The 23,736-nt window shown below is 73.5% G+C and carries 20 protein-coding genes; 11 read left to right on the top strand and 9 right to left on the bottom strand.

The window, feature by feature from the left end:
- Positions 1–32: 32 nt before the first annotated feature.
- Positions 33–1,052, bottom strand: coding sequence for an SLC13 family permease (locus HDA33_RS08485; protein WP_338104308.1), 1,020 nt, complete (start codon positions 1,050–1,052; stop codon positions 33–35).
- A 247-nt stretch (positions 1,053–1,299) separates the two neighbouring features.
- Here HDA33_RS08485 and HDA33_RS08480 point away from each other — a divergent pair, with 247 nt between their 5' ends.
- The 6 genes from HDA33_RS08480 (at position 1,300) to HDA33_RS08455 (ending at position 7,244) form a co-directional block, all read left to right on the top strand.
- Positions 1,300–2,241, top strand: coding sequence for a LysR substrate-binding domain-containing protein (locus HDA33_RS08480; protein WP_338104307.1), 942 nt, complete (start codon positions 1,300–1,302; stop codon positions 2,239–2,241).
- Positions 2,242–3,345, top strand: a complete 1,104-nt coding sequence (locus HDA33_RS08475; RefSeq protein ID WP_184172498.1) for an enolase C-terminal domain-like protein — start codon at positions 2,242–2,244, stop codon at positions 3,343–3,345.
- 80 nt (positions 3,346–3,425) lie between these two features.
- Positions 3,426–3,743, top strand: a complete 318-nt coding sequence (catC, locus tag HDA33_RS08470; protein WP_184172496.1) for a muconolactone Delta-isomerase — start codon at positions 3,426–3,428, stop codon at positions 3,741–3,743.
- Positions 3,744–3,892: 149 nt separating this feature from the next.
- The gene (catA, locus tag HDA33_RS08465) at positions 3,893–4,777 is read left to right on the top strand and encodes a catechol 1,2-dioxygenase (protein WP_184172494.1); all 885 of its coding nucleotides are present in this window, start codon (positions 3,893–3,895) and stop codon (positions 4,775–4,777) included.
- 198 nt (positions 4,778–4,975) lie between these two features.
- Complete coding sequence (locus HDA33_RS08460; RefSeq protein ID WP_184172492.1) at positions 4,976–5,908, top strand: tryptophan-rich sensory protein; 933 nt, start codon at positions 4,976–4,978, stop codon at positions 5,906–5,908.
- Between the two features lie 214 nt (positions 5,909–6,122).
- Positions 6,123–7,244 (top strand): thermonuclease family protein, encoded by a 1,122-nt coding sequence (locus HDA33_RS08455; RefSeq protein ID WP_246416921.1) that lies wholly within the window; start codon positions 6,123–6,125, stop codon positions 7,242–7,244.
- 146 nt (positions 7,245–7,390) lie between these two features.
- Here HDA33_RS08455 and HDA33_RS08450 read toward each other — a convergent pair whose 3' ends face one another.
- The 3 genes from HDA33_RS08450 to HDA33_RS08440 form a co-directional block, all read right to left on the bottom strand.
- Positions 7,391–8,482 (bottom strand): YihY/virulence factor BrkB family protein, encoded by a 1,092-nt coding sequence (locus HDA33_RS08450; protein WP_338104306.1) that lies wholly within the window; start codon positions 8,480–8,482, stop codon positions 7,391–7,393.
- Between the two features lie 155 nt (positions 8,483–8,637).
- Positions 8,638–10,056 (bottom strand): L-serine ammonia-lyase, encoded by a 1,419-nt coding sequence (locus HDA33_RS08445; RefSeq protein WP_184172490.1) that lies wholly within the window; start codon positions 10,054–10,056, stop codon positions 8,638–8,640.
- A 200-nt stretch (positions 10,057–10,256) separates the two neighbouring features.
- Complete coding sequence (locus tag HDA33_RS08440) at positions 10,257–11,180, bottom strand: NUDIX hydrolase (protein WP_184172488.1); 924 nt, start codon at positions 11,178–11,180, stop codon at positions 10,257–10,259.
- A gap of 130 nt (positions 11,181–11,310) precedes the next feature.
- On the opposite strand from HDA33_RS08440, the gene HDA33_RS08435 reads away from it, so the two are divergent.
- From HDA33_RS08435 to HDA33_RS08420, 4 genes are all read left to right on the top strand, one after another.
- Entirely contained in the window at positions 11,311–12,093 is a 783-nt protein-coding gene (locus tag HDA33_RS08435; RefSeq protein ID WP_017489388.1) for an electron transfer flavoprotein subunit beta/FixA family protein, read from the top strand.
- Entirely contained in the window at positions 12,090–13,127 is a 1,038-nt protein-coding gene (locus HDA33_RS08430; RefSeq protein WP_184172486.1) for an FAD-binding protein, read from the top strand. The genes HDA33_RS08435 and HDA33_RS08430 overlap by 4 nt, the downstream gene beginning before the upstream one ends.
- Before the next feature lie 52 nt (positions 13,128–13,179).
- The gene (locus HDA33_RS08425) at positions 13,180–15,039 is read left to right on the top strand and encodes a cytochrome b/b6 domain-containing protein (protein WP_246416920.1); all 1,860 of its coding nucleotides are present in this window, start codon (positions 13,180–13,182) and stop codon (positions 15,037–15,039) included.
- A 222-nt stretch (positions 15,040–15,261) separates the two neighbouring features.
- Positions 15,262–16,671 carry an MFS transporter gene (locus HDA33_RS08420; protein WP_184172484.1) on the top strand — a complete coding sequence of 470 codons (1,410 nt, stop codon included), beginning with the start codon at positions 15,262–15,264 and terminating at the stop codon, positions 16,669–16,671.
- A 90-nt stretch (positions 16,672–16,761) separates the two neighbouring features.
- Here the strand turns inward: HDA33_RS08420 and HDA33_RS08415 are convergent, their stop codons facing one another.
- Positions 16,762–17,706 (bottom strand): acyl-CoA thioesterase domain-containing protein, encoded by a 945-nt coding sequence (locus tag HDA33_RS08415; RefSeq protein WP_184172482.1) that lies wholly within the window; start codon positions 17,704–17,706, stop codon positions 16,762–16,764.
- Positions 17,707–17,866: 160 nt separating this feature from the next.
- Between HDA33_RS08415 and HDA33_RS08410 the strand changes: the two genes are divergently transcribed.
- Entirely contained in the window at positions 17,867–19,003 is a 1,137-nt protein-coding gene (locus tag HDA33_RS08410) for an acyl-CoA dehydrogenase family protein (RefSeq protein ID WP_184172480.1), read from the top strand.
- A 156-nt stretch (positions 19,004–19,159) separates the two neighbouring features.
- Here HDA33_RS08410 and HDA33_RS08405 read toward each other — a convergent pair whose 3' ends face one another.
- Genes HDA33_RS08405 through HDA33_RS08390 form a run of 4 tightly spaced genes read right to left on the bottom strand, consistent with a single transcriptional unit; the run spans position 19,160 to position 23,614 of the window.
- A complete protein-coding gene (locus HDA33_RS08405; RefSeq protein ID WP_184172478.1) occupies positions 19,160–20,347 on the bottom strand; it encodes an enoyl-CoA hydratase/isomerase family protein in 1,188 nt (395 codons plus the stop codon).
- On the bottom strand, positions 20,344–21,141 hold the full coding sequence (locus HDA33_RS08400; RefSeq protein ID WP_184172476.1) for an enoyl-CoA hydratase: 798 nt from the start codon (positions 21,139–21,141) through the stop codon (positions 20,344–20,346). The genes HDA33_RS08405 and HDA33_RS08400 overlap by 4 nt, the downstream gene beginning before the upstream one ends.
- Positions 21,138–22,055, bottom strand: a complete 918-nt coding sequence (mmsB, locus tag HDA33_RS08395; RefSeq protein WP_184172474.1) for a 3-hydroxyisobutyrate dehydrogenase — start codon at positions 22,053–22,055, stop codon at positions 21,138–21,140. Before mmsB ends, HDA33_RS08400 begins: the two co-directional genes overlap by 4 nt.
- A gap of 32 nt (positions 22,056–22,087) precedes the next feature.
- Complete coding sequence (locus HDA33_RS08390) at positions 22,088–23,614, bottom strand: CoA-acylating methylmalonate-semialdehyde dehydrogenase (RefSeq protein WP_184172472.1); 1,527 nt, start codon at positions 23,612–23,614, stop codon at positions 22,088–22,090.
- Positions 23,615–23,736 lie beyond the last annotated feature (122 nt).

Here is a 23,736-nt window from a genome sequence, read left to right as displayed (position 1 = left end):
GGGCACAGGGTAGGGGCCCCTCCGCCGTCCGGTCAGCCGAAGACGGCCGGCACGAGCGTGTACATCACGAGCATGATCAGGCCGATGGACACGACGTTGAGCCCGACGCCGGCGCGCACCATCTGCTTGATGCTCACCTCGCCGGAGCCGAACGCCACGGCGTTCGACGGCGTGGCCACGGGGAGCATGTAGGCGGAGCACACGGCCAGGGTCACGGCGATCGTCATGAAGATCGGGTCCATGCCCAGGCCCAGGGCCACGGCGCCGAAGATCGGGAAGAAGGCGGCCGCCGTCGCGGTGTTGGAGATCAGCTCGGTGAGCGCCAGGCCCACCACGACGACGATCAGCAGCACCACCCAGGCCGGCACGCCGCTGAGGCCGCCCACCTGGCCGCCGAGCCACTGGCTGAAGCCGGTGTTGGTGAACATGGCGGACAGGGACAGGCCGCCGCCGAACAGCAGCAGCAGGCCCCACGGGATCTCCTTGGCGGCGGACCACTGCAGCAGGGCGGTCTGCGAGGCGTCCTCGCCGCGTCGCCGGGCCGGGACGATGAAGCAGGCGATGGCGGCGGCGATGGCCACCTGGGTGTCGTCGATGGTGCCCAGCCACGGGGCGACGTCGGCCACGGCCGGGATGTCCGCGATGAAGGGGACGGCCACCCAGAAGAAGATCGCGGTCGCGAAGATCAGGGCGATGCGGCGCTCCGGCGTGGTCATGGGGCCGAGCTTGGCGAGCTCGCCGCGGATCATCTCGGCGCCGCCGGGGACCCGGTCCACCTCTGCGCGGAACACGAGCTTGGTGAGCACCACCCAGGCGATGAGCAACATGACGATCGCCCACGGCACGCCCACGAGCATCCACCGGCCGAACTGCATGTCGTAGTCGTGGTTCTCCAGCAGGTAGGCCTTCTCGGTGGCCAGGCCCAGGATGACGCCGCCCATCACGAGGAACACCACGGAGTTGGCGTAGGGGGAGGCCACCTCGGCCATGGTGCCCATCCCGAACAGCGGGAACGGGACGATCGGCAGCAGCGAGGTGACGGGGATCGGCACGGCCTCCGTCATCCACCACACGGCCATCCAGAGGGCGGCGCGGCCACGGCGCGGCCCTCGAAGGCGAGGGAGGAGGACATGGATGACCTCAGGGGAGGAGACGGGGAGCGGAGTGCTCCGGCTCACTCTAGGGAGGCCTTTCATGGATCAGGAGGACAGAGTGCGAAAGGATTGAGAGGTGGAGCCTCTCAATCTGTCCTCGCCTGGTCTTTCCCCCGCCGTGTGGCGCGTCACTACTGTGAGCCGCGTGGAGATCCGACACCTGCGCTCGTTCGTGGCCGTCGCCGAGGAGCGGCACTTCGGCCGCGCGGCCGAGCGGCTCCACATCGCGCAGCCCCCGCTCTCCCAGCAGATCAAGCAGCTCGAGGCCGCCCTCGGCGTCACCCTCCTGGAGCGCACCACCCGCCGCGTGGACCTCACCGACGCCGGCCGGCTCATGCTGGACCGCTCGCGGCAGCTGCTGACCGACCTCGCCTCCCTCGAGCACGACGTCCGCGAGGTCGGCCGCGGCGCCGCCGGCATCCTGCGGGTCGGCTTCGTCGGCTCGGCCACCTACCGGCTCATGCCCGCGATCGTCCGGGCCGCCCGCGACGCCATGCCGGGCGTGCGCCTGCAGATCACCGGCGAGACGATCACCCCCGCCCTCGAGGACGCCCTCCTGGAGAACCGCCTCGACGTGGCCGTGCTCCGCCCGCCCGTGCGGGCCGCCGAACTGACGCTCACCCCCGTCGAGGCCGGCCGCCTCCTCCTGGCCGTGCCCGCGGGCCACCGGCTCGCCGCCGAGGACGGCCCCGTCGCCCTGGCCGACCTCGTGGACGAGGAGTTCGTCTCCTACCCTCAGGACTCCGCGCTCACCGCGATCGTCCAGGAGGCCGCCCGCCGGGTCGGCTTCCGCCCCCGGCTGGTCCAGCGCGCGGGGGAGACCTCCACCGTGATGGCCTTCGTGGCCGCCGGACTCGGCGTCGCCGTCGTCCCCGACGACGTCCGCCGCCCGGGCGCCGTCTCCGGCGTCGCCTTCCGCCCCCTGTCGGACATGCCCGACGTCGAGCTCGCCGTGGCCGCCAAGGCCGACGCCCGCAGCCCCCTCGTCCCCGCTTTCGTGGAGCTCGCGCGCCGCACCGCGGCCGCGCTCGCGGAGGCGGGCGAGGACCCCACCTCCGACCCCGACCGCCCCGCCCAGGAGACGTGAGTGAAGATCACCCGCATCGAGGCCATCCCGTACGCCATCCCGTACACCCACCCCCTGAAGTTCGCCTCCGGCGAGGTCCAGACCGCCGACCACGTGCTGGTGCGCGTGCACACGGAGGACGGGATCGTGGGCGAGGCCGACGCCCCGCCGCGCCCATACACCTACGGCGAGACCCAGGTGTCCATCAAGAACGTGCTCGAGGAGGTCTTCGCGCCCCACGTGGTGGGCCTGAGCGTGTTCGACCGCTCGCAGATCCACGCGGTGATGCGCCGCACCATCCACAACCAGGTGGCCAAGGGCGCCCTGGACATCGCACTCTGGGACGCCATGGGCAAGGCCCTGAAGACCCCCGTCACGACGCTGCTCGGCGGGTGGACCGACTCGATGCGCGTGAGCCACATGCTCGGCTTCAAGCCCGCCCAGGAGCTCTTGGACGAGGCGCGCCACTTCGGCGAGGAGTACGGGATCACCACCTTCAAGCTCAAGACCGGCCGCCGGCCGCTCTCCCTGGACATCGAGGCCTGCCACGTCCTGCGCGAGGGGCTCGGCGACGACGTCGATCTCTACCTGGACGCCAACCGCGGCTGGACCGCGAACGAGGCCATGGAGGTGCTGCGCCGCACCGAGGGCCTGGGCCTGAGCCTGCTCGAGGAGCCGTGCGACGCGAAGGAGGCGATGAGCCGCCGTCGCCTGGTGGAGAAGTCCCCCATCCCCGTGGTCGGGGACGAGTCCGTGCCCACGGCCGGCGACGCCTCCCGCGAGCTGCTCTCCGGCGGCTGCAACGCCATCTGCATCAAGACCGCCCGCTCCGGCTTCACCGAGGCGCAGGAGATCCTCGGCCTGTGCACCGGCCTGGGTGTGGACGTGACCATGGGCAACCAGATCGACACCCAGGTCGGCTCCCTGGCCACCGTCACCTTCGGCGCCGCCTTCGAGGCCACCTCCCGCCGCGCCGGCGAGCTGTCCAACTTCCTGGACATGGCCGACGACCTGCTCGCCGAGCCCCTGCAGATCCGCGACGGCCGCATCGCCGTGCGCCACGTCCCCGGCGTGGGCGCCGCGATCGACGAGGACAAGCTCACCCGATACCGCACCGACCGCTGACCCCGGCGCCCACCGCGCCCGACGCCGGCCCGCACCGGGCCGGCGTCGCCCACCCCCGAAGACGACGCAAGGAGACCCCCATGCTGTTCCTCGCCCGGATGGACGTGACGTTCCCGGAGACCATGAGCGACGAGACGAAGGCCGGCTTCCAGGCCCGGGAGAAGGAGTACTCCGGGGACCTGCAGCGCCGCGGCGTGATGAAGGGGATCTGGCGGATCGTCGGCGAGTACGCCAACCACTCCGTGTTCGACGTGGACTCCCACGACGAGCTGCACGCGATCCTCTCCGGCTTCCCGATGTTCCCGTACATGAAGGTGCGCGTGACCCCCCTGGCGACGCACCCGAACGCCATCGCCGAGGACTTCTTCACCACCGCCGAGGACCGCGCCGCCCTCTGACGTGATTGAGAGCACCAGGCTCTCAATCATGCCCGATTGCGTCTTTCCCTCGGCTGAGAAGACGTCCTAGCCTGATCTCGATGGTGACGCCGATCACGCTGTGTCACCACCGCCGCACCCCGCACGTCCCCGCGAAAGGACGCCTCACCATGGTTCCCAACGAGTTCACCGGCGACGAGTCCGCCGCCGCCGCCGGCAACGCCGCCACCGACAACTTCCGCCGCGCCGGCAAGACCGGCGCCGCCCAGGTCGACCAGGCCCGCGTCAGCGAGCTCGCCGGCGCCCTGATCAAGGCCGCCAACGACATCGTCCTCGAGAAGAAGGTCACCTACGAGGAGTACAACGCCCTCAAGGCGTGGCTGATCAGGGTCGGCGACGACGGCGAGTGGCCCCTCTTCCTCGACGTGTGGCTCGAGCACTCCGTGGAGGACGTCGCCACCGAGCACCGCGAGGGCAACAAGGGCTCCATCGAGGGCCCGTACTACGTGCCGGACGCCCCGGTCCCCGCCGACGGCCACACCATCCCGATGCGTGAGGACGAGGGCGGCACCGCCATGGTGTTCCACGGCCAGGTCCGCTCCACCGACGGCACCCCGCTCAAGGACGCCAAGGTCGAGCTGTGGCACGCCGACAACGACGGCTTCTACTCGCAGTTCGCCCCGAACCTGCCCGAGTGGAACCTGCGCGGCTCCTTCCCCGTGGACGCCGAGGGCAACTACTCCATCAACACCGTGCAGCCCGCGCCGTACCAGATCCCGACCGACGGCGCGTGCGGCCAGCTGATCGCCGCCGCCGGCTGGCATGCCTGGCGCCCGGCCCACCTGCACCTGAAGGTGTCGGCCCCCGGCCACGAGCTGCTCACCGCCCAGCTGTACTTCCCCGGCGACGAGCACAACGACGACGACATCGCCTCGGCCGTGAAGCCCGAGCTGATCCTCGACCCGAAGCCCGCCGGCGAGGGCGTGGACGTGGAGTACGACTTCGTGCTCGACCCGGTGTCCGAGAAGACCCCGGAGACCGTCCCGGGCGCCTGATCGCCCGACCCGGCCCCGCGCCGGACTCCACGCAGGCCCGGTCCGCCCTCGAGGCGGGCCGGGCCTGCGGCGTCGTGCAGGAGGGCCCCACCCCCGACCCGTGCCCCCGGGCGGCCCGGCGGCTACGCTGACCCTGACGCGCGCCCCGCCGGGGCGCACCCCCGACACCCCGACCGACCCACACCCACGGGAGCACCCATGAGCACCGCCGCCGACCTCGGTTCGCACCGCAGCACCTTCGGTCCCGACGCCGCGGGCCGCGTCCCCAGCTCCGGGACGGGCCTGGCCTCCCCGGGCGGCCGCGTCGCCATGCTCCTCGTGGTGCTGGCGGCCCTGGTGGCCGCGTTCCTCGGCGCCGGCGTGGTGGCCGGGTTCGCCCCCGTGGCCGAGGCCTCGGGCGGCTGGCTCGGCCCGGACGCCACCTGGGTGGCCCCGGCGAGCCCCGCGTTCTCCATCTGGTCCGTGATCTACGCGGGCCTGCTGGCGTACGCCGTGTGGCAGTTCCTGCCGTCCGCCCAGTCCGCGCGGCACGACCGCCTGCGCCCCTGGATCCTCGTCTCCGTGCTGCTCAACGCCGCCTGGATCTGGACGGTGCAGCTGGGCCTGCTCGGGCTGAGCGTGGTGGTGATCGTCCTGCTGCTGGCGAGCCTGTGCCGCATCCTCATGCTCCTCGAGTCCGCCCGCGCCCACAGCTGGGGCGAGCGCATCCTGCTGGACGGCGTGCAGGGCCTGCACCTGGGCTGGGTCTCGATCGCGACCGTGGCGAACGTGGCCGCGTGGCTGGCCTCGACCGGCTGGACCGGCGACCCGTTCCAGCCGACCACGTGGGCGAAGATCATGATCGTGGTGGCCGTGCTCGTGGGCGCATTCACCGCGGTGTACGACGGCGGCCGCCCCGCCCCGGCGTTCGCCCTCGCCTGGGGCCTGGTGTGGATCGGCGTCGGCCGCGCGGACGGCTCGGGCCTGCTCTCGGGCAGCCTCGCCGTGCTGGCGTGGGGCGGCGCCGCGATCGTGCTGCTGTGCTGGGTCGCCGCGCTGCTGCTCTCCCGCCGCTCGGCCACGGGCGAGGCCCGCGACCTCGTCCTGGACGCCCTCGACGGCGGCGACGACCCCGTCGACGGCCGCCGCTGACCCTGGCGGGCTGCTTCCCCCACCGTCAGCCCCGCCGCTTTCGTGTGGGAAACGGGAGCCTTCCGGGTGCTTTCGTGCGGGAAACGGGAGCCTCCCCGGGCGTCACCATGGCGTCACCTGGACGTTCCCTGTGCCAGGATGAGGCCACACCGAGGGCCCTGCCGGACGGCGGGGCCCTTCCTCATGCCCTCCCCACCTCTCGCCAGGAGCTGCCTTGACCCCTCGCCTGTTCCCCCGCGCCGGCCTCGTCGCCGCGGCGGCCCTCTCCCTGGTCCTCACCGGCTGCACCCCCGCGGCCTCCGGCGACGACGTCGCGGCCCCCGCCTCGGCGGGCGCCCCGTCCAGCGGTGCCGCCGCGACGACCACCGCGCCTGCCGTCTCGTCGACGGCGTCGGCTGAGGCCGCCGACCGATCCCGGGCGGCGGAGTCCTCACGCGCGGCGGCACAGGCCAGCGAGGCCGAGCAGTCCCGACGTGCAGAGGAGTCCCGGGCTGCCGAGGCGCGCCGTGCGGAGGAGTCCCGAGCCGCCGAGGACTCCCGCGAGGCGGAGCGCTCCCGCCGGGCGGAGGAGTCCCGTGCGGCGGCCGCCGCGGCGGCCGAGGAGGAGGACCTCGACGCGGCCGGGAGCGCCGAGGACGCTGCGTGGGGCGGCACGGCCGGGGTCGAGGGAGACGTGGCCGTCGTGCAGTCCGTGGCGGACGGCGACACCCTGCGGGTCTCCCTGGACGGGGTCTCCACGCCGGTGCGCCTACTGAACATCGACACGCCGGAGACCCGCCATCCCTCGAAGCCGGTGCAGTGCCAGGGCCCGGAGGCCACGGCCGCCCTGAAGTCGATGATCGGCCCCGGGGACACCGTGGTCCTCCAGTACGACGACGTTCTCCTGGACCGCCACGACCGCCTGCTGGCCGGCGTCTTCGTGGACGGGGTCCTCGTCAACGCCGAGATGGCCCGCCTCGGCCTGGGCGAGCCCGTGGTCTTCGACGGCAACGTCCGGTTCCTTCCCGAGGTCGAGGCGGCGTGGGAGCAGGCCCGCGCGGACGGCGTCGGGCTGTTCTCCGGTGAGTGCGCCGTGGAGGAGGCGCCCGAGCCCGTGGAGGACGAGGCGCCGGCCGCCGTCGCCGAGCCCGCCCCCGTCCCCGCCCTGGCCGCGGGCTCCGGCCCTGTGCCCGGTGCGGACTTCGTGTGCCCGGACGACTTCCCGGTCAAGGGCAACGACAACTCCTTCATCTACCACGTGCCCGGCCAGCAGCACTATGGCCGGACTAACGCCCGCAACTGCTACGCCTCCGCCGCCGCGGCCGAGGCGGACGGGTACCGCGCCGCGAAGCGCTGAGCCCGCGCCGGCTCCCGTCTCCCGCACGAAAGCGCCCCGCCAGGCTCCCGTTTCCCGCACGAAAGTGCCCGGCCCTGCCCCGCGGACGACGACGGCCGCCCACCTCCGCGAGGTGAGCGGCCGTCGTCGGGCACGTCGGGGACCGGTCAGCGGTCCTCGTGGGTGGCGCGGAGCTCGTAGCCCTTCTCCTCGAGCTGCTCCTGCTTCTCGACCTTCTTCTCGAGGGCGGAGACGTCCTTCGGGGGCAGCTTCACGGCGTCCTCGGCGGGCATGCCCGCGGTGAGCTGCTTGGCGCGCTCCACCTCGGTGTCGATCTCCAGGCCGAGCAGCAGCACGATGTTGAAGATCCACAGGGCGAAGAGCAGGGCCATGACGCCGCCGATGGCGCCGTATGCAGAGTAGCCGGCGAGCGTGGTGAAGTAGAAGTACAGGCCCACGGCGGCCAGCACCATGCCGACCAGCGCGAAGATGTTGCCCGGGCCGAACATGCGGAAGCTGGGCTTCTTCACGTTGGGGGTCATGTAGTACAGGGTGGCGATCAGCACCAGGAGCAGGATGATAACGACCGGCCACTTCACCCAGGCCCAGATCGGCAGGAAGGTGTCCGAGAGGAAGTTCACCGCGGAGGTCATGCCCAGGGGCTGGGCGATGGGCGCGATCAGGCCTTCCACCAAGGAGCGGTTCAGAGCCAGGGAGATGAGCGTCAGCACGATGCCCGCCAACATGATCATGGTGGTCAGCAGGTTGGTCAGCGTCAGCTTCACGAAGCCGCGGCCCTCCGAGTAGTTGTAGACCTGGTTCGAGGCGCGGTTGAACGCCTTCACATAGGCCGAGGCGGACCACACGGCCGTCAGGATGCCGACGATCAGGGCGATGATGCCGCCGCCGGCCTGGCCCATCAGGTTGTTCACGACGTCGGACACCACGGTCTCGTAGTCCGGGGGCACCATCCCCGCCAGCTGCTGCACGAGGTCGTCCACGGCCGAGCGGTTGGAGGCCAGCACGAGCGTGAGGATGGAGAAGACCGCGAGCAGGGCCGGCGCCAACGAGAGCACCATGTAGTAGGTGAGCTTGGCGGCCAGGTCGGTGCCGCCGTCGTTGCCGAACTCCTTGACGGCGCGGGTCAGAGCGTACTTCCAGCCGCCGCCGTCCAGCTTGACACCCTGGAGCTTCTCGGTGCGCTCGTCGGGGTCGATCGTCGCGGCCTGCAGGGTCGCGTCCACAGGATGAATGGCCACGGGGGTGTCCTCTCGCGTCTGGGGAAGGAGGAATTCTGCCCCACCCTAGCCCACGTCCCCGCCTCACGCCCCGGGTGGAGCCGCGCTCCGTCGTCGTCAGTACACGTGTCCGGGACCACGACGACGGCGCGAGCCGGCCGCCCCCGGCCGCGGCGTCAGCACTCGATGACGTTCACGGCGAGGCCGCCGCGCGAGGTCTCCTTGTACTTGGACTTCATGTCCGCGCCGGTGTCGCGCATGGTCTTGATGGCCTGGTCGAGGGTGACGCGGTGGGAGCCGTCGCCGAGCAGGGCCAGGCGGGCCGCGTTGATGGCCTTCACGGAGGCGATGGCGTTGCGCTCGATGCACGGCACCTGCACGAGGCCGCCCACGGGGTCGCAGGTGAGGCCGAGGTTGTGCTCGATGCCGATCTCCGCGGCGTTCTCCACCTGGTCCACGGTGCCGCCGAGCACCGCGCAGAGGGCGCCGGCGGCCATGGAGCAGGCCGAGCCGACCTCGCCCTGGCAGCCGACCTCGGCGCCGGAGATGGAGGCGTTGCGCTTGTACAGGATGCCGATCGCGGCGGCGGTGAGCAGGAACTCCACCACCTTGTCGTCCCGCTCCTGCTGGGTGGCGTCCTGGGGCAGCACGAACCGCATGTAGTAGTGCAGCACGGCCGGGATGATGCCGGCCGCGCCGTTGGTGGGGGCGGTGACGATGCGCCCGCCGGAGGCGTTCTCCTCGTTCACGGCCAGGGCGAACAGGTTGACCCACTCCATGGCCCACATGGGGTCGGTGCGGTCGGTGGTCTCCAGCAGGTGGGCCCGCAGGGCGGGGGCACGACGGCGGACCTTGAGTCCGCCGGGCAGGATCGGCTCGGTCCGGGTGACGCCGTTGTGCACGCACTCCTGCATGACGTCCCAGATGGCCAGCAGCTGGGTGCGCAGCTCGCCCGGGTCGTGGCGGGTGGCCTCGTTGGCGAGCATGAGCTCGGCGATGCTCAGCCCGTTGGTGCGGCAGCGGCCGGCGAGCTCGGCGCCCGTGGCGAACGGGTAGGGCTCGCCGCCCTCGCCGTCGTCGTGGCGGCTGACGTCCCGGCTCTCGTCCAGCTCGGCCTCGAGCTCGTCCGAGGTGACCACGAAGCCGCCGCCCACGGAGTAGTAGTCGCGCGTGTGCAGCTGCTCGCCGTCGGCGTCGAAGGCTGTCAGGCGCATGCCGTTGGGGTGCCCGGGCAGCGTGCGGCGCATGTGCAGTGTCATGTCCTTCTGCCGGTCGAAGGCGATCTCGTGGCGGCCGTCCAGGGGCATGTGGCCGCCCTGGAGGATCTCGTCCACGAGGCCCACGCAGGCGTCCGGGTCGATGGTCTCCGGGTCCTGGCCGGCCAGGCCGAGGAGCACGGCGGTGTCCGAGCCGTGGCCGATGCCCGTGGCGGCGAGGGAGCCGAACAGCTCCGCCTCCACGCGCGCGGTGCGCTGCAGGACGCCGTGCTGGTCCATGCTCTGGGTGAAGCGGCGGGCGGCGCGCATCGGACCCACCGTGTGGGACGAGGACGGGCCGATGCCGATCGAGAACAGGTCGAGGACGCTCAGCGCCATGCTCAGGCTCCTTGGGGTGGGGACGGAGGGCGCGGCGGCCGGGGGTGGTGGCAGACGACGCGCGGCCGGGTCGTCCCGGCGCACCCCCACCCTAGGGGCAGGCGGGGTCCGGGGCCATGGAGCCGGGCGCGCTACTGCCAGGTAGGCCGACGTCTACGTGGCAGTAGTGCGCCCAGCAGGGAGTGATCGGAGGGCGCGACTCAGAGGATGTTGTCCTTCGACTCCTCCACCTGGGCGGCCGCCCGGAACGCGGCCAGGTCCCGCAGGTACTCGTCCGCGTGGCTGAACGCAGGCCCCTGCCCGGCCACGAGCATGACGCCCTCGAGCGGCTCGAACCGGGAGCGCCCGGCGTGGACGTCCTCGCCGGCGTCGGCGAGGGTGCGCAGCTGCCACCACGTGGGGGCCATGAGGTTGACCTCGCCGGCGCGGAAGCGGCGCAGCAGCTCGGCGGGGGAGGCCCAGCCGTGCTCGGCGGCCTCCGAGGACATCCGCTCGGGGCTCTGGCCCGCGGGCAGGTGCACGGCGAAGAAGAACGTGTCGTAGCGGCGCGGGCCGCCGTGCGGGGTGATCCACCGGGACCACGGCACGAGCGCGCCGGCGTCCGGGCGCAGCCCCTCGTCGCGCAGCAGGTCGCCGAAGTCCACCTCGTGCCGCTCGACGGCGTCGCGCAGGTCATCGGGCAGGGCCGCCACGCGGTCCGGGTCCACGGGGGCGCCCGTGGCGGCGTCCCGGGCCAGGAGCACGCCGGTCTCCTCGAAGGTCTCGCGCACGGCGGCGGCGAGCACGCGGCCGGCGCCCTCGGCGGGGTCGAGCGCGGCCAGGGTGCCCAGGGCGTCCACCGGCTCGTGGGGCAGGCCCAGTCGGCGGCCCCAGGCGACCAGGTCGGTGCCCTCCCACAGCGCGTCCGGCAGGTCGTCGGCGGGGTCCACCCGGCCGCCGGGGAAGGCTGTGGCGTGGGCGCTGAAGGCCATGCTCCCGGCGCGGCGCAGCGCGAACACGGAGGTGTCCCCGTCCTGCTCCGGGCGCACCAGCATCAGGGAGGAGGCGGGGACGGCCGGGACGTCGGGCCGATCTCCGTCGGCGGGGCCGTCGGCGGGGTCGGCGGAGGGTGCGGCAGGGCTCACGGAGGCTCCCCTGATCTTCGGTGGATGGCGGTTCGGCCGCGCCGTGGGCCGGCCCCTATTCTGTAGCGTAGGTCACTGTGCCCGGGGTGTGAGGCCCCGGGGCGAGAACGCGACGCGAGGAGGAGACGCCGTGAAGATCCTGGTGCTGGCCAAGCAGGTGCCGGACACGTGGCAGGAGCGTGAGCTGAGCCTGGACACGGGCTGGGTGGTGCGCGACGGCGCCGCGGAGCCCGTGCCGGACGAGATCAGCGAGCGGGTCATGGAGGTCGCCCTCGGCTGGCGGGACGCCGGGACGGACGCGGAGATCGTGGCCCTGACCGTGGGCCCGGAGGACTCCTCGAAGACGCTGCGCAAGATGCTCGCCATGGGCGCGGACGCCGCCGTGCAGGTCACGGACGACGCGCTCGTCGGCTCCGACGCCGTGGAGACGGCCCGCGTGATCGCCGCCGCGGTCGAGCGCGAGGGCGCCGACCTCGTGCTCGCCGGCACCGTGTCCACCGACGGCGGCACCGGCGTCGTTCCGGCCATGGTGGCCGAGCTCCTCGACCGCCCCTACCTGCCGCACGCCGAGGCCCCCCAGCTCGCCGACGGCGAGCTGACCGGCACCGTGGCGACCTCGGACGCGGACGTGCGCGCCGCCGTCGCCCTGCCCGCCGTGGCCGGCCTGACCGAGAAGACCGCCGAGCCGCGGTTCCCGAACTTCAAGAACATCATGGCGGCCAAGAAGAAGCCGCTGACCGTGCTGTCCCTGGCCGACCTGGGCATCGCCGCGGGCCCGGCCGAGGCCGCCTACCGCTCCGTGATGGTCTCGGCGGACACGCGCCCCGAGCGCGCGGCTGGCGAGAAGGTGTCCGACGACGGCACCGCCGCCCAGCAGCTGGTGGACTTCCTCGCCGGGCGGGGGCTGGTGTGAGCGCGAACGTGGAGGAGACCGAGATGACCATGCAGAACGACGCCGTGACCAGCGGCCGCACCGTGCTGGTGCACGCCGAGCTCGGCGCGGACGGCGCCCTGCGCCCCGTCGTGGCCGAGCTGCTCGGCGCCGCGGCCACCGTGGGCGTGCCCGAGGCCGTCCTGGTGACGGGCGCCGCGTCCCAGGACGCCGCCGTCGCCCGCCTGGGCGAGCTCGGCGCCGCCCGCGTGCACGTGCTCGTGGCCGAGGACGCCGCCGGCACCCTGGGCGACGCGGCCGTGCAGGCCCTCGCCGCGGTGACCGCCCGCACCGCCCCCGTGGCCGTGCTGCTCTCCGGCAGCCCGGAGTCCCGCGCCGTGGCCGGACGCCTGTCCGTCCGTGCCCGCGGCCCCGTGTGCGCGGACGCCGTGGCGCTGCGCTGGGCCGACGACGAGGTGATCGCCCGCCACTCCGTGTTCGGCGGCGACTTCCTCAGCGAGTCCACCGGCGAGGGCGGCCCGCGGATCATCACGATGCGCCCCGGCGCCGTCTCGGACCGCGCCCCGGCCGTGGCCTCGCCCGAGGTCGTGGAGGTGGCCGCCGCCGAGCTCGGTGCCGTCACCGCCGGCGCCCGCGTGCTCGAGACGACGCCGCGCGTCCAGCAGGCCGACCGTCCCGCCCTGCGCGGGGCCAAGACGGTCGTCTCCGGCGGCCGCGGCGTGGGCTCCGAGGAGGGCTTCGCGATCGTGGAGGAACTCGCCGACGCGCTCGGCGCGGCCGTGGGCGCCTCCCGCGCCGCCGTCGACGCCGGCTACACCACGGCGGACCGCCAGGTGGGCCAGACCGGCGTCATCGTGTCCCCGAACCTGTACATCGCCCTCGGCATCTCCGGCGCCATCCAGCACCTGGCCGGCATGAAGACGGCGAAGACCATCGTGGCGATCGACAAGAACGAGGACGCCGAGATCTTCGAGCACGCCGACTTCGGCGTGGTCGGGGACATCTTCAAGGTGGTCCCGCAGGTCATCGAGCAGCTGCGCGCCCGACGCGGCTGAACCGCTGCGGGCGCGGTCCACCCCGGACCGCGCCCCTCGGACGAGGAGAAGCATGTCCCCCCAGCGAATGGCCGGCTACGTCCCCCTCAAGGGCGCCCCCGCCGAGACCGAGCCCGCGCCGGCGACGACGACGGCGCCCGCCCCGGCCGCCCCCGCGGCGGGCGCGGCGACCGCGGCCGTCCCGGCCCCCGTGTCCGACGTGGCGGCGCCCCGCGTCCCGGCGTCCGACGTCCCCGTGGTCGATGCCCCCGCGGCGGTCCCGGCCGCCGAGGCCCCCGCCGCGCCCGCGCCGGTGCCGGCATCCGACCTGACGCCCCTGGCCTCGCGCCAGCGCATGGCCGGCTACGTCCCGCTCGCCCGTGAGGCGGAGTGGCTCGGCGGCGCCGCCGCCCCGGCGGCCGCTCCGGTCTCGGGCACCCCCGCGGGTGCCCCGGCCGCGGCCCCCGCGCCGATCGCCGCCTCCGCGTCACCGACGCAGTCCCCGCGCCCGGCCGAGCCCGCCGCCGCGCAGCCCCGGCTCGCCGAGCAGGACGTCGCCGCGGCCCGCCCCGCGGCCGCCGCCCCCGTGGCCGTCGAGTCCGACCTCGTGCCGCTGGGGCAGCGCCGCCGCATGGGCGGCTACGTGCCCCTGGCCCGCGAGGGCGAGTGGTTCGCCGAGCTGGCCGCCGCGGACGCCGCGCCCGCCGGCGAGACGGCGGAGCCCACCGTGCTCGAGGCCGCCCACGACGACGCCGCCCCCGCGGCCGAGCCCGCCGTGACCGAGCCCGCCGCACCGACCGCAACGACTGCCATCGCCGGTGCTACCGCCCCGGCGACGACCGCGGCCGCGCAGGCCCCCGCCGCACCGGCTCAGCCGGCGGCCGCTGCCGTCGCGCCCACGGCGCCGGACACCCGCTCCGCGCCGCCGGCCTCGGCGGCCCAGCCGCCGCGCGCCGAGCCGGCCGCCGCCTCCGGCCGCCCGGCCCGGGCGACCAAGAAGACCGACGCGGCCGAGGAGGCCCCGGCCCCGTCCCGGCTGCGGAAGGCGCTGCCGCTGGTGGCCGGCGTCGTCGTGCTGGCGCTGGTGGCCGTGCTGGCGGCCCGCTGGCTGCGGACCCTGGACCCGGTGGCGGACTTCATCGCCGCCTACGACGGACACCCGGCCCTGGCCGAGGGCACGCCCGTGGGCATGCCGCCGTGGCTGGGCTGGCAGCACTTCCTGAACATGTTCCTGATGGTGCTGATCATCCGCACGGGCCTGCAGATCCGCAACGAGACCCGGCCCCCGGCGAACTTCACGCCGAAGAAGGACGGCGCGTTCTCCGCGCGCGGCAACACCCCGAAGAAGTTCTCGCTGACGATCTGGACGCACCAGGCCCTCGACGCCCTGTGGCTGCTCAACGGCGTGGTGTTCGTGGTGCTGCTGTTCGTCACGGGCCAGTGGGCGCGGATCGTGCCGACGGACCCGTACGTGTTCCACCACGCCCTCTCCGCCGGGATCCAGTACCTGTCCCTGGACTGGCCCACGGAGAACGGCTGGGTGCACTACAACGCGTTGCAGATGCTCTCGTACACGCTCGTGGTGTTCGTGGCCGCCCCGCTCGCCGCGCTCACCGGCTGGCGCATGTCCTCCTGGTTCCCCACGGAGGCGAAGGGCCTGAACAGGGCGTTCCCCATGGAGGCCGCCCGCAAGGTGCACTTCCCGGTGATGCTGTTCTTCGTCCTGTTCATCCTGACGCACGTGTTCCTCGTGTTCTTCACGGGTGCCCTGAAGAACCTCAACCACATGTACACCTCGCGCGGCGACGCCACCGACGCGTGGGGCCTCGTGGTGTTCCTGGTCAGCGTGGCGGTCACCGCCGCCGCCTGGTTCCTGCTGCGGCCCTCCTTCACGGCCCCGGCGGCCTCGAAGTTCGGCACCGTGGGCCGCTGAGCACGTCCCTCGCCCCGCATCACGACGGCGCCCCCTCCCGGATCGGGAGGGGGCGCCGTCGTTCGGGGGTAGCGCGCCCCGCCGTCCACTCCACCCCTCCCGGTGTCCACCTGATGGAACGCGGAGAAAAAATGTTTGATGTCCAACAGTCGACCCCTAGTGTGATCTGCAACACGTCGAAGCCGCCCGCCGACGTGTCCCCCGCACCCTAGGAGCGTCACCTTGGCCGAGTTCTCCGCTGCGCCGACCGCACACCCCGCCGAGTCCGACACCCACGTCAGCCCCGCCCAGCGCCGCAAGGCGTTCGTGGGAGCCATCGCCGGCCACCTCATCGAGTGGTACGACTACGGCGTCTACGGCTTCCTCGCGGTGTACGTGGCCGCCAACTTCTTCAAGAGCGAGAACCCGATGGTCGGCATCCTGGCCGCCTTCGCCGTCTTCGCCCTCAGCTTCTTCGTCCGGCCGCTCGGCGGCCTGTTCTTCGGCCCCCTCGCGGACAAGATCGGCCGCCGCAAGACCCTCATGATCGTCCTGGGCCTGATGTGCGGCGCCACCGCCGTGATCGGCATGCTGCCCACCTATGCCACCATCGGTGTCGCCGCCCCGATCCTGCTGGTGCTCATGCGCCTGGTGCAGGGCTTCTCCGCCGGCGGCGAGGTCTCCACCATCTCCGCCTTCGTGGCCGAGTACGCCGTCAAGGGCCGCCGCGGCTTCGCCACCTCCTTCCTCATGGTCACCGCCGCCTCCGGCCTGCTGCTGGGCGGCGTCGTCGCCAACGGCCTGGGCGCGATCATCGGCACCGAGGCCATGGCCGAGTGGGGCTGGCGCCTGCCGTTCCTCCTCGCCGGCGTCCTCGGCGTGGTCGCCGTGTTCATCCGCATGAAGCTCGAGGACAGCCCCGAGTTCCGCCGCCTGCACTCCGAGGGCAAGACCTCCAAGACCCCGCTGCGCGAGACTCTGCGCTACCAGCGCCAGCTCTTCTTGATGGGCGCCCTCATCACCCTGCTCGGCTCCACCTTCTACCTGGTGCTGACCTACCTGACCACCTACATGCGCACCATCCTGGAGCTCACCCCGGGGGCCATCTTCTGGCTCGTGCTGCTCACCGGCGCCGCCGCGGCGGCCTTCATGCCCGTCGGCGGCGCGATCTCGGACCGCATGGGCGACCGCCGCCCCATGCTGGCGATCGGCGCCGTGCTGGTGGCCGGAGCCGTGGTCTGGTTCTTCCTCACCGCCCCCGGGACGGACGGCGGCCTGCCGCTCGTGCCCTCGCTGCTGGCGCTGGGCATCACCACCGGCCTGTACTGCGGCGTCCCCTACGCCACCATGACCGAGCTGATGCCGGCACACGTCCGCTCCACCGGCATCGCCCTGGGCTACAACGTCCCGGTGGCCGTGTTCGGCGGCTCCGCCCCGTTCATCGCCAGCTGGCTGATCAACGAGACCGGCGACGTCGCCTCCCCGATGTACTTCTTCCTCCTGACCGCGGCCATCGCCCTGGTGGGCGTCGCCATGCTGCGGCCCACGGACCTGCTCGGCCACGAGGATGTGCCGGTCACCGGCTCCATCGACGCCGTGGGCGGCAAGGTGACGCGCACTGTCGCCCCGCGCCCCAAGGCCGACGCTCTCTGACCCGAGCCGCCGCCGACGACGGCGCCCCCGCCTCCCGTGGATCGCACGGGGGCAGGGGGCGCCGTCGCGTCCGGGGCCGGCGACCCGGGGTCAGCGGGCGGCGCGGAAGGTGACCTGCACCTGGACCATCGGCTTCTCGGCGACCGGGGCGCCGTCCTCGCCCACGGGCACGAGGTCCACGTCCACGAGGCGCAGGGAGCGGCCGGCGTGGCGCACGCGGGTCAGGGCGACCATCTCGCCGTGGCCGGGCCGGGTGAACACCACGCGGACGGCCTGGACGTCGTAGAGCTCGCGGTCCGGCATGGCCGCCTGGGCCGCCACGACGGCGCGCAGCGTCATGGCGCCGCCGTGCACGGCGCCGGAGGGGTTGGCCAGCTCCGGCTTCGGCGCGAACCGGGCGCCGGGGGCGACGGCGGCGGTGACGGCCGGGCGGACCGCGCGGTCCGCCGGGGGCAGCGTCTCCGGGCGCGCGGCGAGCAGCCCCGGCATGGGCACGCGGGTCTCGGGGCCGCGCGGCAGGGCCGCGGCCGCGGTGAACGCGGCCCGGTTCTCCGGGGCGCCCGTGGGCACGGCCTGGAACCAGCCGGTCGCCTCCACGATGCGGCGGCCCTCGGCGTCCTCCAGCCAGGCGCGGCCCACGCCGCCGCCGGCGTCCCAGGACAGGGGACGGGTCCAGCACTCGAGCAGCGGGCCCTCGGTCCGACCCTCGGTGATCGCGGCGGCGTCGAAGGCCGGCAGCGGGGCGAGGACGTTGATCTGCAGCTCCGTGGTGACCACGGTCTCCACGCCGGGCGCGGCGTGGTGCACGGCCACGGCGGTGGCGTTGTCCATGATCACGGTGGCGGCCGCGCCCGTGGGGCGCCCGTCCAGGTCGAGGCACCAGGGGCCCGCCTCGAACGCGGCGGGGTTGAGGGCGCCGTCGCGCTCGGGCATGGCGGCGTGGCGGCGGATGCCGAAGAGCTGCTCGGTGCGGCCCGAGGCGTGGGCGCGGGGGCCGGTGGGGGAGTCGGCGGCGGGGCGGAGGGAGTTCTGCACGGTCAGAACGCTAGCGGACCGGCCGCGGGCCGCCGCATCGCAGATTATTGGATGTCCTAGTATATTGGTGAGGGCAGTCACACCCGATGCCGCCGCCCGGTCGCCATGCCACCGCATGGGCCGCCCGCCGTGGCCCGCCGAACGCCAGGAGTACGCCCGCATGTTCCCCATCACCGACGACCAGGAGGCCCTGGTCGACGCCGTCCGCGACTTCGCCCAGCAGCGCGTCGCCCCGCACGCCCTCGAGTGGGACGCCGAGAAGCGCTTCCCCGTGGACGTCCTGGCCGAGGCCGGCGAGCTCGGCCTGGGCGGCATCTACGTGGGGGAGGAGCACGGCGGCACCGGCCTCGAGCGCAAGGACGCCATCCTGATCTTCGAGGAGCTCTCCAAGGCCGACCCGGCCTTCGCCGCCTACATCTCCATCCACAACATGGTGGCCTGGATGATCGACTCCTACGGCAACGACGAGCAGCGCGCCACGTGGATCCCCGAGCTCATGAGCATGGAGCACCTGGCCAGCTACTGCCTCACCGAGCCCGGCGCCGGCTCCGACGCCGCCGCGCTCAAGACCCGCGCCGTCCGCGACGGCGACGACTACGTCCTCAACGGCGTCAAGCAGTTCATCTCCGGCGCCGGCTCCTCGGACTACTACGTGGTGATGTGCCGCACCGCGGACACCGGCGCCAAGGGGATCTCCGCCGTCGTGGTCCACAAGGACACCCCAGGCCTGTCCTTCGGCCCCAACGAGAAGAAGATGGGCTGGCACACCCAGCCCACCCGCCAGGTGATCTTCGAGGACGTCCGCGTCCCCGTGGCCAACCGCCTCGGCGAGGAGGGCGACGGCTTCCGCATCGCCATGAAGGGCCTGAACGGCGGACGCCTGAACATCGGCGCCTGCTCGATCGGCGGCGGCCTGGCCGCCCTGGACAAGGCCACCCGCTACCTCAAGGAGCGCAGCGCCTTCGGCGAGCCGCTCACCACCAAGCAGGCCCTCGTCTTCGAGCTGGCGGACATGGCCGTGAAGCTCGAGACCGCGCACACCCTGCTCATGCGCGCCGCGGACGCCCTGGACCGCAACGACCCGGACACCGTCCGCCTGTGCGCCATGGCCAAGCTCGTGGCCACCGAGTCCGGCTACGAGGCCGCCGACGCCGCCCTGCAGCTCCACGGCGGCTACGGCTATCTCCACGAGTACGGCGTGGAGAAGCTGGTCCGCGACCTGCGCGTGCACCGGATCCTCGAGGGCTCCAACGAGATCATGCGCATGATCGTGGGCCGTGGCCTGATCGGCGGCTGACCCCTCTCACCCACGCGGACGGCCCCTCCGCCCGGTCTCCCACCGGGCCGAGGGGCCGTCGTCGTCCTGTCGTGCCGAAGAGAACTCCGCGGTCACTCCCTGACGGATCCCACGGGCGGATGCGTCAGGAGATGACCGCGGAGCGGTGGGCCGGCCTCAGCTCAGCTCGAGCGGGGCCACACCGGGGACGGGCTCGAAGTGCGCGGCCACGGCGTCCGCGGTCACGTCCTCGAGGCGGGCGGGGGACCACTTCGGGTCCTTGTCCTTGTCCACGAGCAGCGCGCGGATGCCCTCGGGCATGTCCGAGGCGCGCATCAGGTGCGCGCCGACCGTGAACTCCTGGCGCAGCGCCTCGGCCACGGTCAGGTCCTCGCCGTGGGCGGCCAGGCGTGCCTGGGCCTCGTGGGCCACGGTGACGGCGGTGGGGGACTTGGCGCGGATCGCCTCGGCGGCGGCCCGGGCGGCGTCGGCGTGCTCGCCGTCGCCGGCGGCGCGCTCGTCCAGGGCGGCGAGGACGTCCGCGGCGCTCTCGCGCCCGTACGCGTCCTCGATCCACTCCCGCCCGGACACGAGGGCCGAGGCGGGGCGGTCGGCCTCGGCCACGGCGAACCGGGCGAGCACCTCGTCCGCGGCCGCGAAGGCGGCCTCGTCGCGGGCGCCGTCGCCCTCCGGGGCGTCCCCGAGCCCGCCGAGAGCCTCGGCGAGCGCCTGCTCGAGCTCGTCGAGCCGCGCGGAGTCCACGAACGCGTCGGCCAGGCCCAGGGCCACGGCGTCGGCGCCGGAAGCGTGCGCGGAGGTGGCCGCGAGGTGCCGGCCGGCGTGGAACGGGGCCCGGGCCAGGTGGAACGAGCCGCCGACGTCCGGGGTGAACCCGATCGCCGTCTCCGGCATGCCGGCGCGGGTGCGCTCGGTGGCCACGCGGTGGGAGCCGTGCACGGACACGCCCATGCCGCCGCCCAGCACGATCCCGTCCATGAACGCCACGTACGGCTTCGGGTAGCCGGAGATGCGGTGGTTCATCCGGTACTCGTCCCGGAAGAACTGCGCGGCCTCCTCGAATCGTCCGCCGGTGATGGACGCGTGCAGGGAGACGACGTCGCCACCCGCGCACAGCCCCTTCTCGCCGGCGCCGCGGATCAGGACGCCGCGCACGGCCGGGTCGGCGGCCCAGGCCACGAGGGCCTCGTCGATCTGCTGCACCATCGGGTGGGTCAGCGCGTTGAGGGCGCGGGGCCGGTTGAGGGTGATGCGGCCGAGGCCGTCGCGGACCTCGAGGAGCAGGTCGTCCGCCGGGGCGTCCTGCCCGGCCGCGCCCGCCGTCGTCGTGGTGGGGGTCCGGCTCATCGGTGCTGCCACCCCGCCTCGCGCTTGTTCGCGAAGGCGTCCATGCCCTCCTTCTGGTCCGCCGTGGCGAACGCGGAGTGGAACACGCGGCGCTCGAAGGCGATGCCCTGGGCGAGGGTGGTCTCGAACGCGGCGTTGACGGTCTCCTTGGCCATCCACGCGGCGGGCTTGGACTTGGAGGCGATCGCGGCGGCCACCTCCTTCGCCTCCTCGAGGGCCGTCTCGTCCGGGACCACGCGGGAGACGAGGCCGATCCGCTCGGCCTCGTCGGCGCCCACCATGCGGCCGGTGAGGATCATGTCCATCGCCTTGGCCTTGCCCACGGCGCGGGTCAGGCGCTGGGAGCCGCCCATGCCGGGGATGACGCCGAGGTTGATCTCGGGCTGGCCGAACTTCGCGCCCTCGCCGGCCACGAGCACGTCGGCCATCATGGCCAGCTCGCAGCCGCCGCCGAGGGCGTAGCCGGTCACGCACGCCACGATCGGGGTGCGGGCGCGGGTCAGCGCGTCCCAGCCGGCGAACCAGTCGGCGGCGTACATCTCGGAGAACTCCTTGGCGGCCATCTCCTTGATGTCCGCGCCGGCGGCGAACGCCTTGGGGGAGCCGGAGAGCAGGATCGCGCCCACCTCCGAGTCGGCGTCCAGCTCCTGCACCGCCGCGACGACGGCGCGCATCGTCGCCTCGTTCAGCGCGTTCAGGGCCTTCGGCCGGTTCAGGCGGATGTGGCCGACCCGGCCCTGCCGCTCGACGATGATCGGCGACTCGGCGCCGTCCGGGGTGGTCTGCTCGCTCATGCCTCGCTCCTGTCCGTGTGTGATGCTCGGATGTCCTCGATGATGCCGGAAAAGTCGCGGGCGGCGCCTTCTCCGGCGGCGTACTCGGCGTACTTGGCCTGCGCGAGGCGGCCCAGGTCGGCCGCCACGCCCTGCTCGTCCAGGGCCGCGAGCGCGAGCCCGAGGTCCTTGGCCATCAGGGCGCCGGCGAAGCCGGGCTGGAAGTCCCGGTTCGCGGGGGAGCCGGGGACGGGGCCGGGCACCGGGCAGTTGGTGGTCAGGGACCAGCACTGGCCCGAGGCCTTGCTCATCACGTCGTAGAGCGCCTGGTGCTCGAGGCCGAGGCGCTCGCCCAGGACGAAGGCCTCGGCGACGGCGATCTGCGTGACGCCCAGCACCATGTTGTTGCAGATCTTCGCGGCCTGGCCGAGGCCGGAGCCGCCGCAGTGCACGATCCGCCCGCCCATGACCTCGAGCAGCGGCAGCACCTCGGCGTACACCTCGTCCGCGGCACCCACCATGAAGGCGAGGGTGCCGGCCTCGGCGCCCACCTGGCCGCCGGAGACCGGGGCGTCGGCGGCGCGCATCCCCGCGGCCTCGGCCGCCTGCGCGGCCTCGCGGGCCTCGGCGACGTCGATCGTGGAGCAGTCCAGGAACACGGTGCCCGGGCGGGCCGCATCGAGCAGCCCGGGGGCGCCCTCGCGGCCCCGGTAGACGTCCAGCACCAGGCGCCCGTTGGGGAGCATGGTGAGCACGACGTCGGCCTCCGCGGCCGCCGCGGCGGTGTCCGTGACCGTCTCGATGCCGGCCGCGCGGGCCTTCTCGAGCGCCTCGGGCACGAGGTCGAAGCCGAGCACGCGGTGGCCCGCGGCGGCGAGGTTGGCGGCCATGGGGCCGCCCATGTGGCCGAGGCCGAGGAACAGGACGGTGGTCATGGGATCCTCCTGGGGGAGCGGGTGGGCGGCGGTCAGGAGCCGGCGGGCATCACGAAGCTGGCGCCCTCGCGCACGCCCGAGGGCCAGCGCGTGGTGATGGTCTTGGTCTTGGTGTAGAACTTCAGGCCGTCGGTGCCGTGCTGGTTCAGGTCGCCGAAGCCGGAGGCCTTCCAGCCGCCGAAGGTGTAGTAGGCGATCGGGACGGGGATCGGCACGTTGACGCCCACCATGCCGGTCTCCACGCGGGTGGCGAAGTCGCGGGCGGCGTCGCCGTCGCGGGTGAAGATGGCCACGCCGTTGCCGAACTCGTGCTCGTTGACGAGGGTGAGCGCCTCCTCGTAGTCCGCGGCGCGGACCACGGAGAGCACCGGGCCGAAGATCTCCTCGCGGTAGATGCTCATGTCCGCGGTGACGCGGTCGAAGAGGGTGGCGCCCACGTAGAAGCCGCCCTCGTGGCCCTCGACGACGACGCCGCGGCCGTCCTCGACCAGGTCGGCGCCGGCCTCGGCGCCGGCGGCGATGTAGCCCTCGATGCGCTCCTTCGCGTCCTTCGAGACGACGGGGCCGAAGTCGGAGGACTCGTCCAGGGACGGGCCGACCTTGAGGCGGCGGATGCGCTCGCTGAGCAGGGCGACCAGGCGGTCGGCGGTCTCCTCGCCCACCGGCACGGCCACGGAGATGGCCATGCAGCGCTCGCCGGCGGAGCCGAAGGCGGCGCCGACCAGGGCGTCGGCGGCCATCTCGAGGTCCGCGTCCGGCATGATCACGGCGTGGTTCTTGGCGCCGCCGAAGCACTGCGCGCGCTTGCCCATGCGGCCGGCGTGGGCGTAGATGGACTGCGCGATCGGGGTGGAGCCCACGAAGCCGACGGCCTTCACGCGGGGGTCCTCGATGAGCGCGTCCACGGCGGTCTTGTCGCCGTGCACCACGTTGAGGGCGCCGGCGGGCATGCCCGCCTCGAAGGCCAGCTCGGCCAGGCGCACGGGCACGGAGGGGTCCCGCTCGGAGGGCTTGAGGACGAAGGCGTTGCCGGCGGCCAGGGCGATGCCGGCCTTCCACAGCGGGATCATCGCCGGGAAGTTGAAGGGGGTGATGCCCACGGCGATGCCGAGGGGCTGGCGGATGGAGTGCACGTCGATGCCGGAGCCGGCGTTGGAGGAGAACTCGCCCTTGAGCAGGTGCGGGGCGCCGGCGGCGAACTCCACGACCTCGACGCCGCGCTGGATGTCGCCCTTGGCGTCCGGGAAGGTCTTGCCGTGCTCCTGGGAGAGCAGGGTGGCCAGCTCGTCCACGTTCTCGTTGATCAGGTCCACCCACTTGAGCAGGATGCGGCCGCGGCGCTGGGGGTTCAGCGCGGACCAGGCGGCGAAGCCCTTCTCGGAGGAGGCGAGGGCCGCGTCGATCTCCTCGACGGAGGCCAGCGGCACGCGGCCCTCCACCTGGCCCGTGGCGGGGTGGTAGACGTCGCTGTGGCGGCCGGAGGAGCCGTCGACGCGCTCGCCGTGCACGAAGTGGGGGATCGCGGGGGCGGTGGTCGTGGTCGCGGTCTTCTCGGACATGGGGGCTCCTCGCGGGTCCAGGCGATGGGGCGGGCACCGGGCGGTGGCCGCCCGCGGCCGAGCGTGGCAGGCTCGGTCGCGCGGTGTGATCTGGGTTACTCATCCGCTAATCTAGGGTGAGA

This window comes from Micrococcus endophyticus, from assembly GCF_014205115.1.
Taxonomy (GTDB): Bacteria; Actinomycetota; Actinomycetes; order Actinomycetales; family Micrococcaceae; genus Micrococcus; species Micrococcus endophyticus.
Note: the sequence above shows the minus strand (reverse complement) of the source record. Positions and strands in the feature narration are given on the sequence as shown.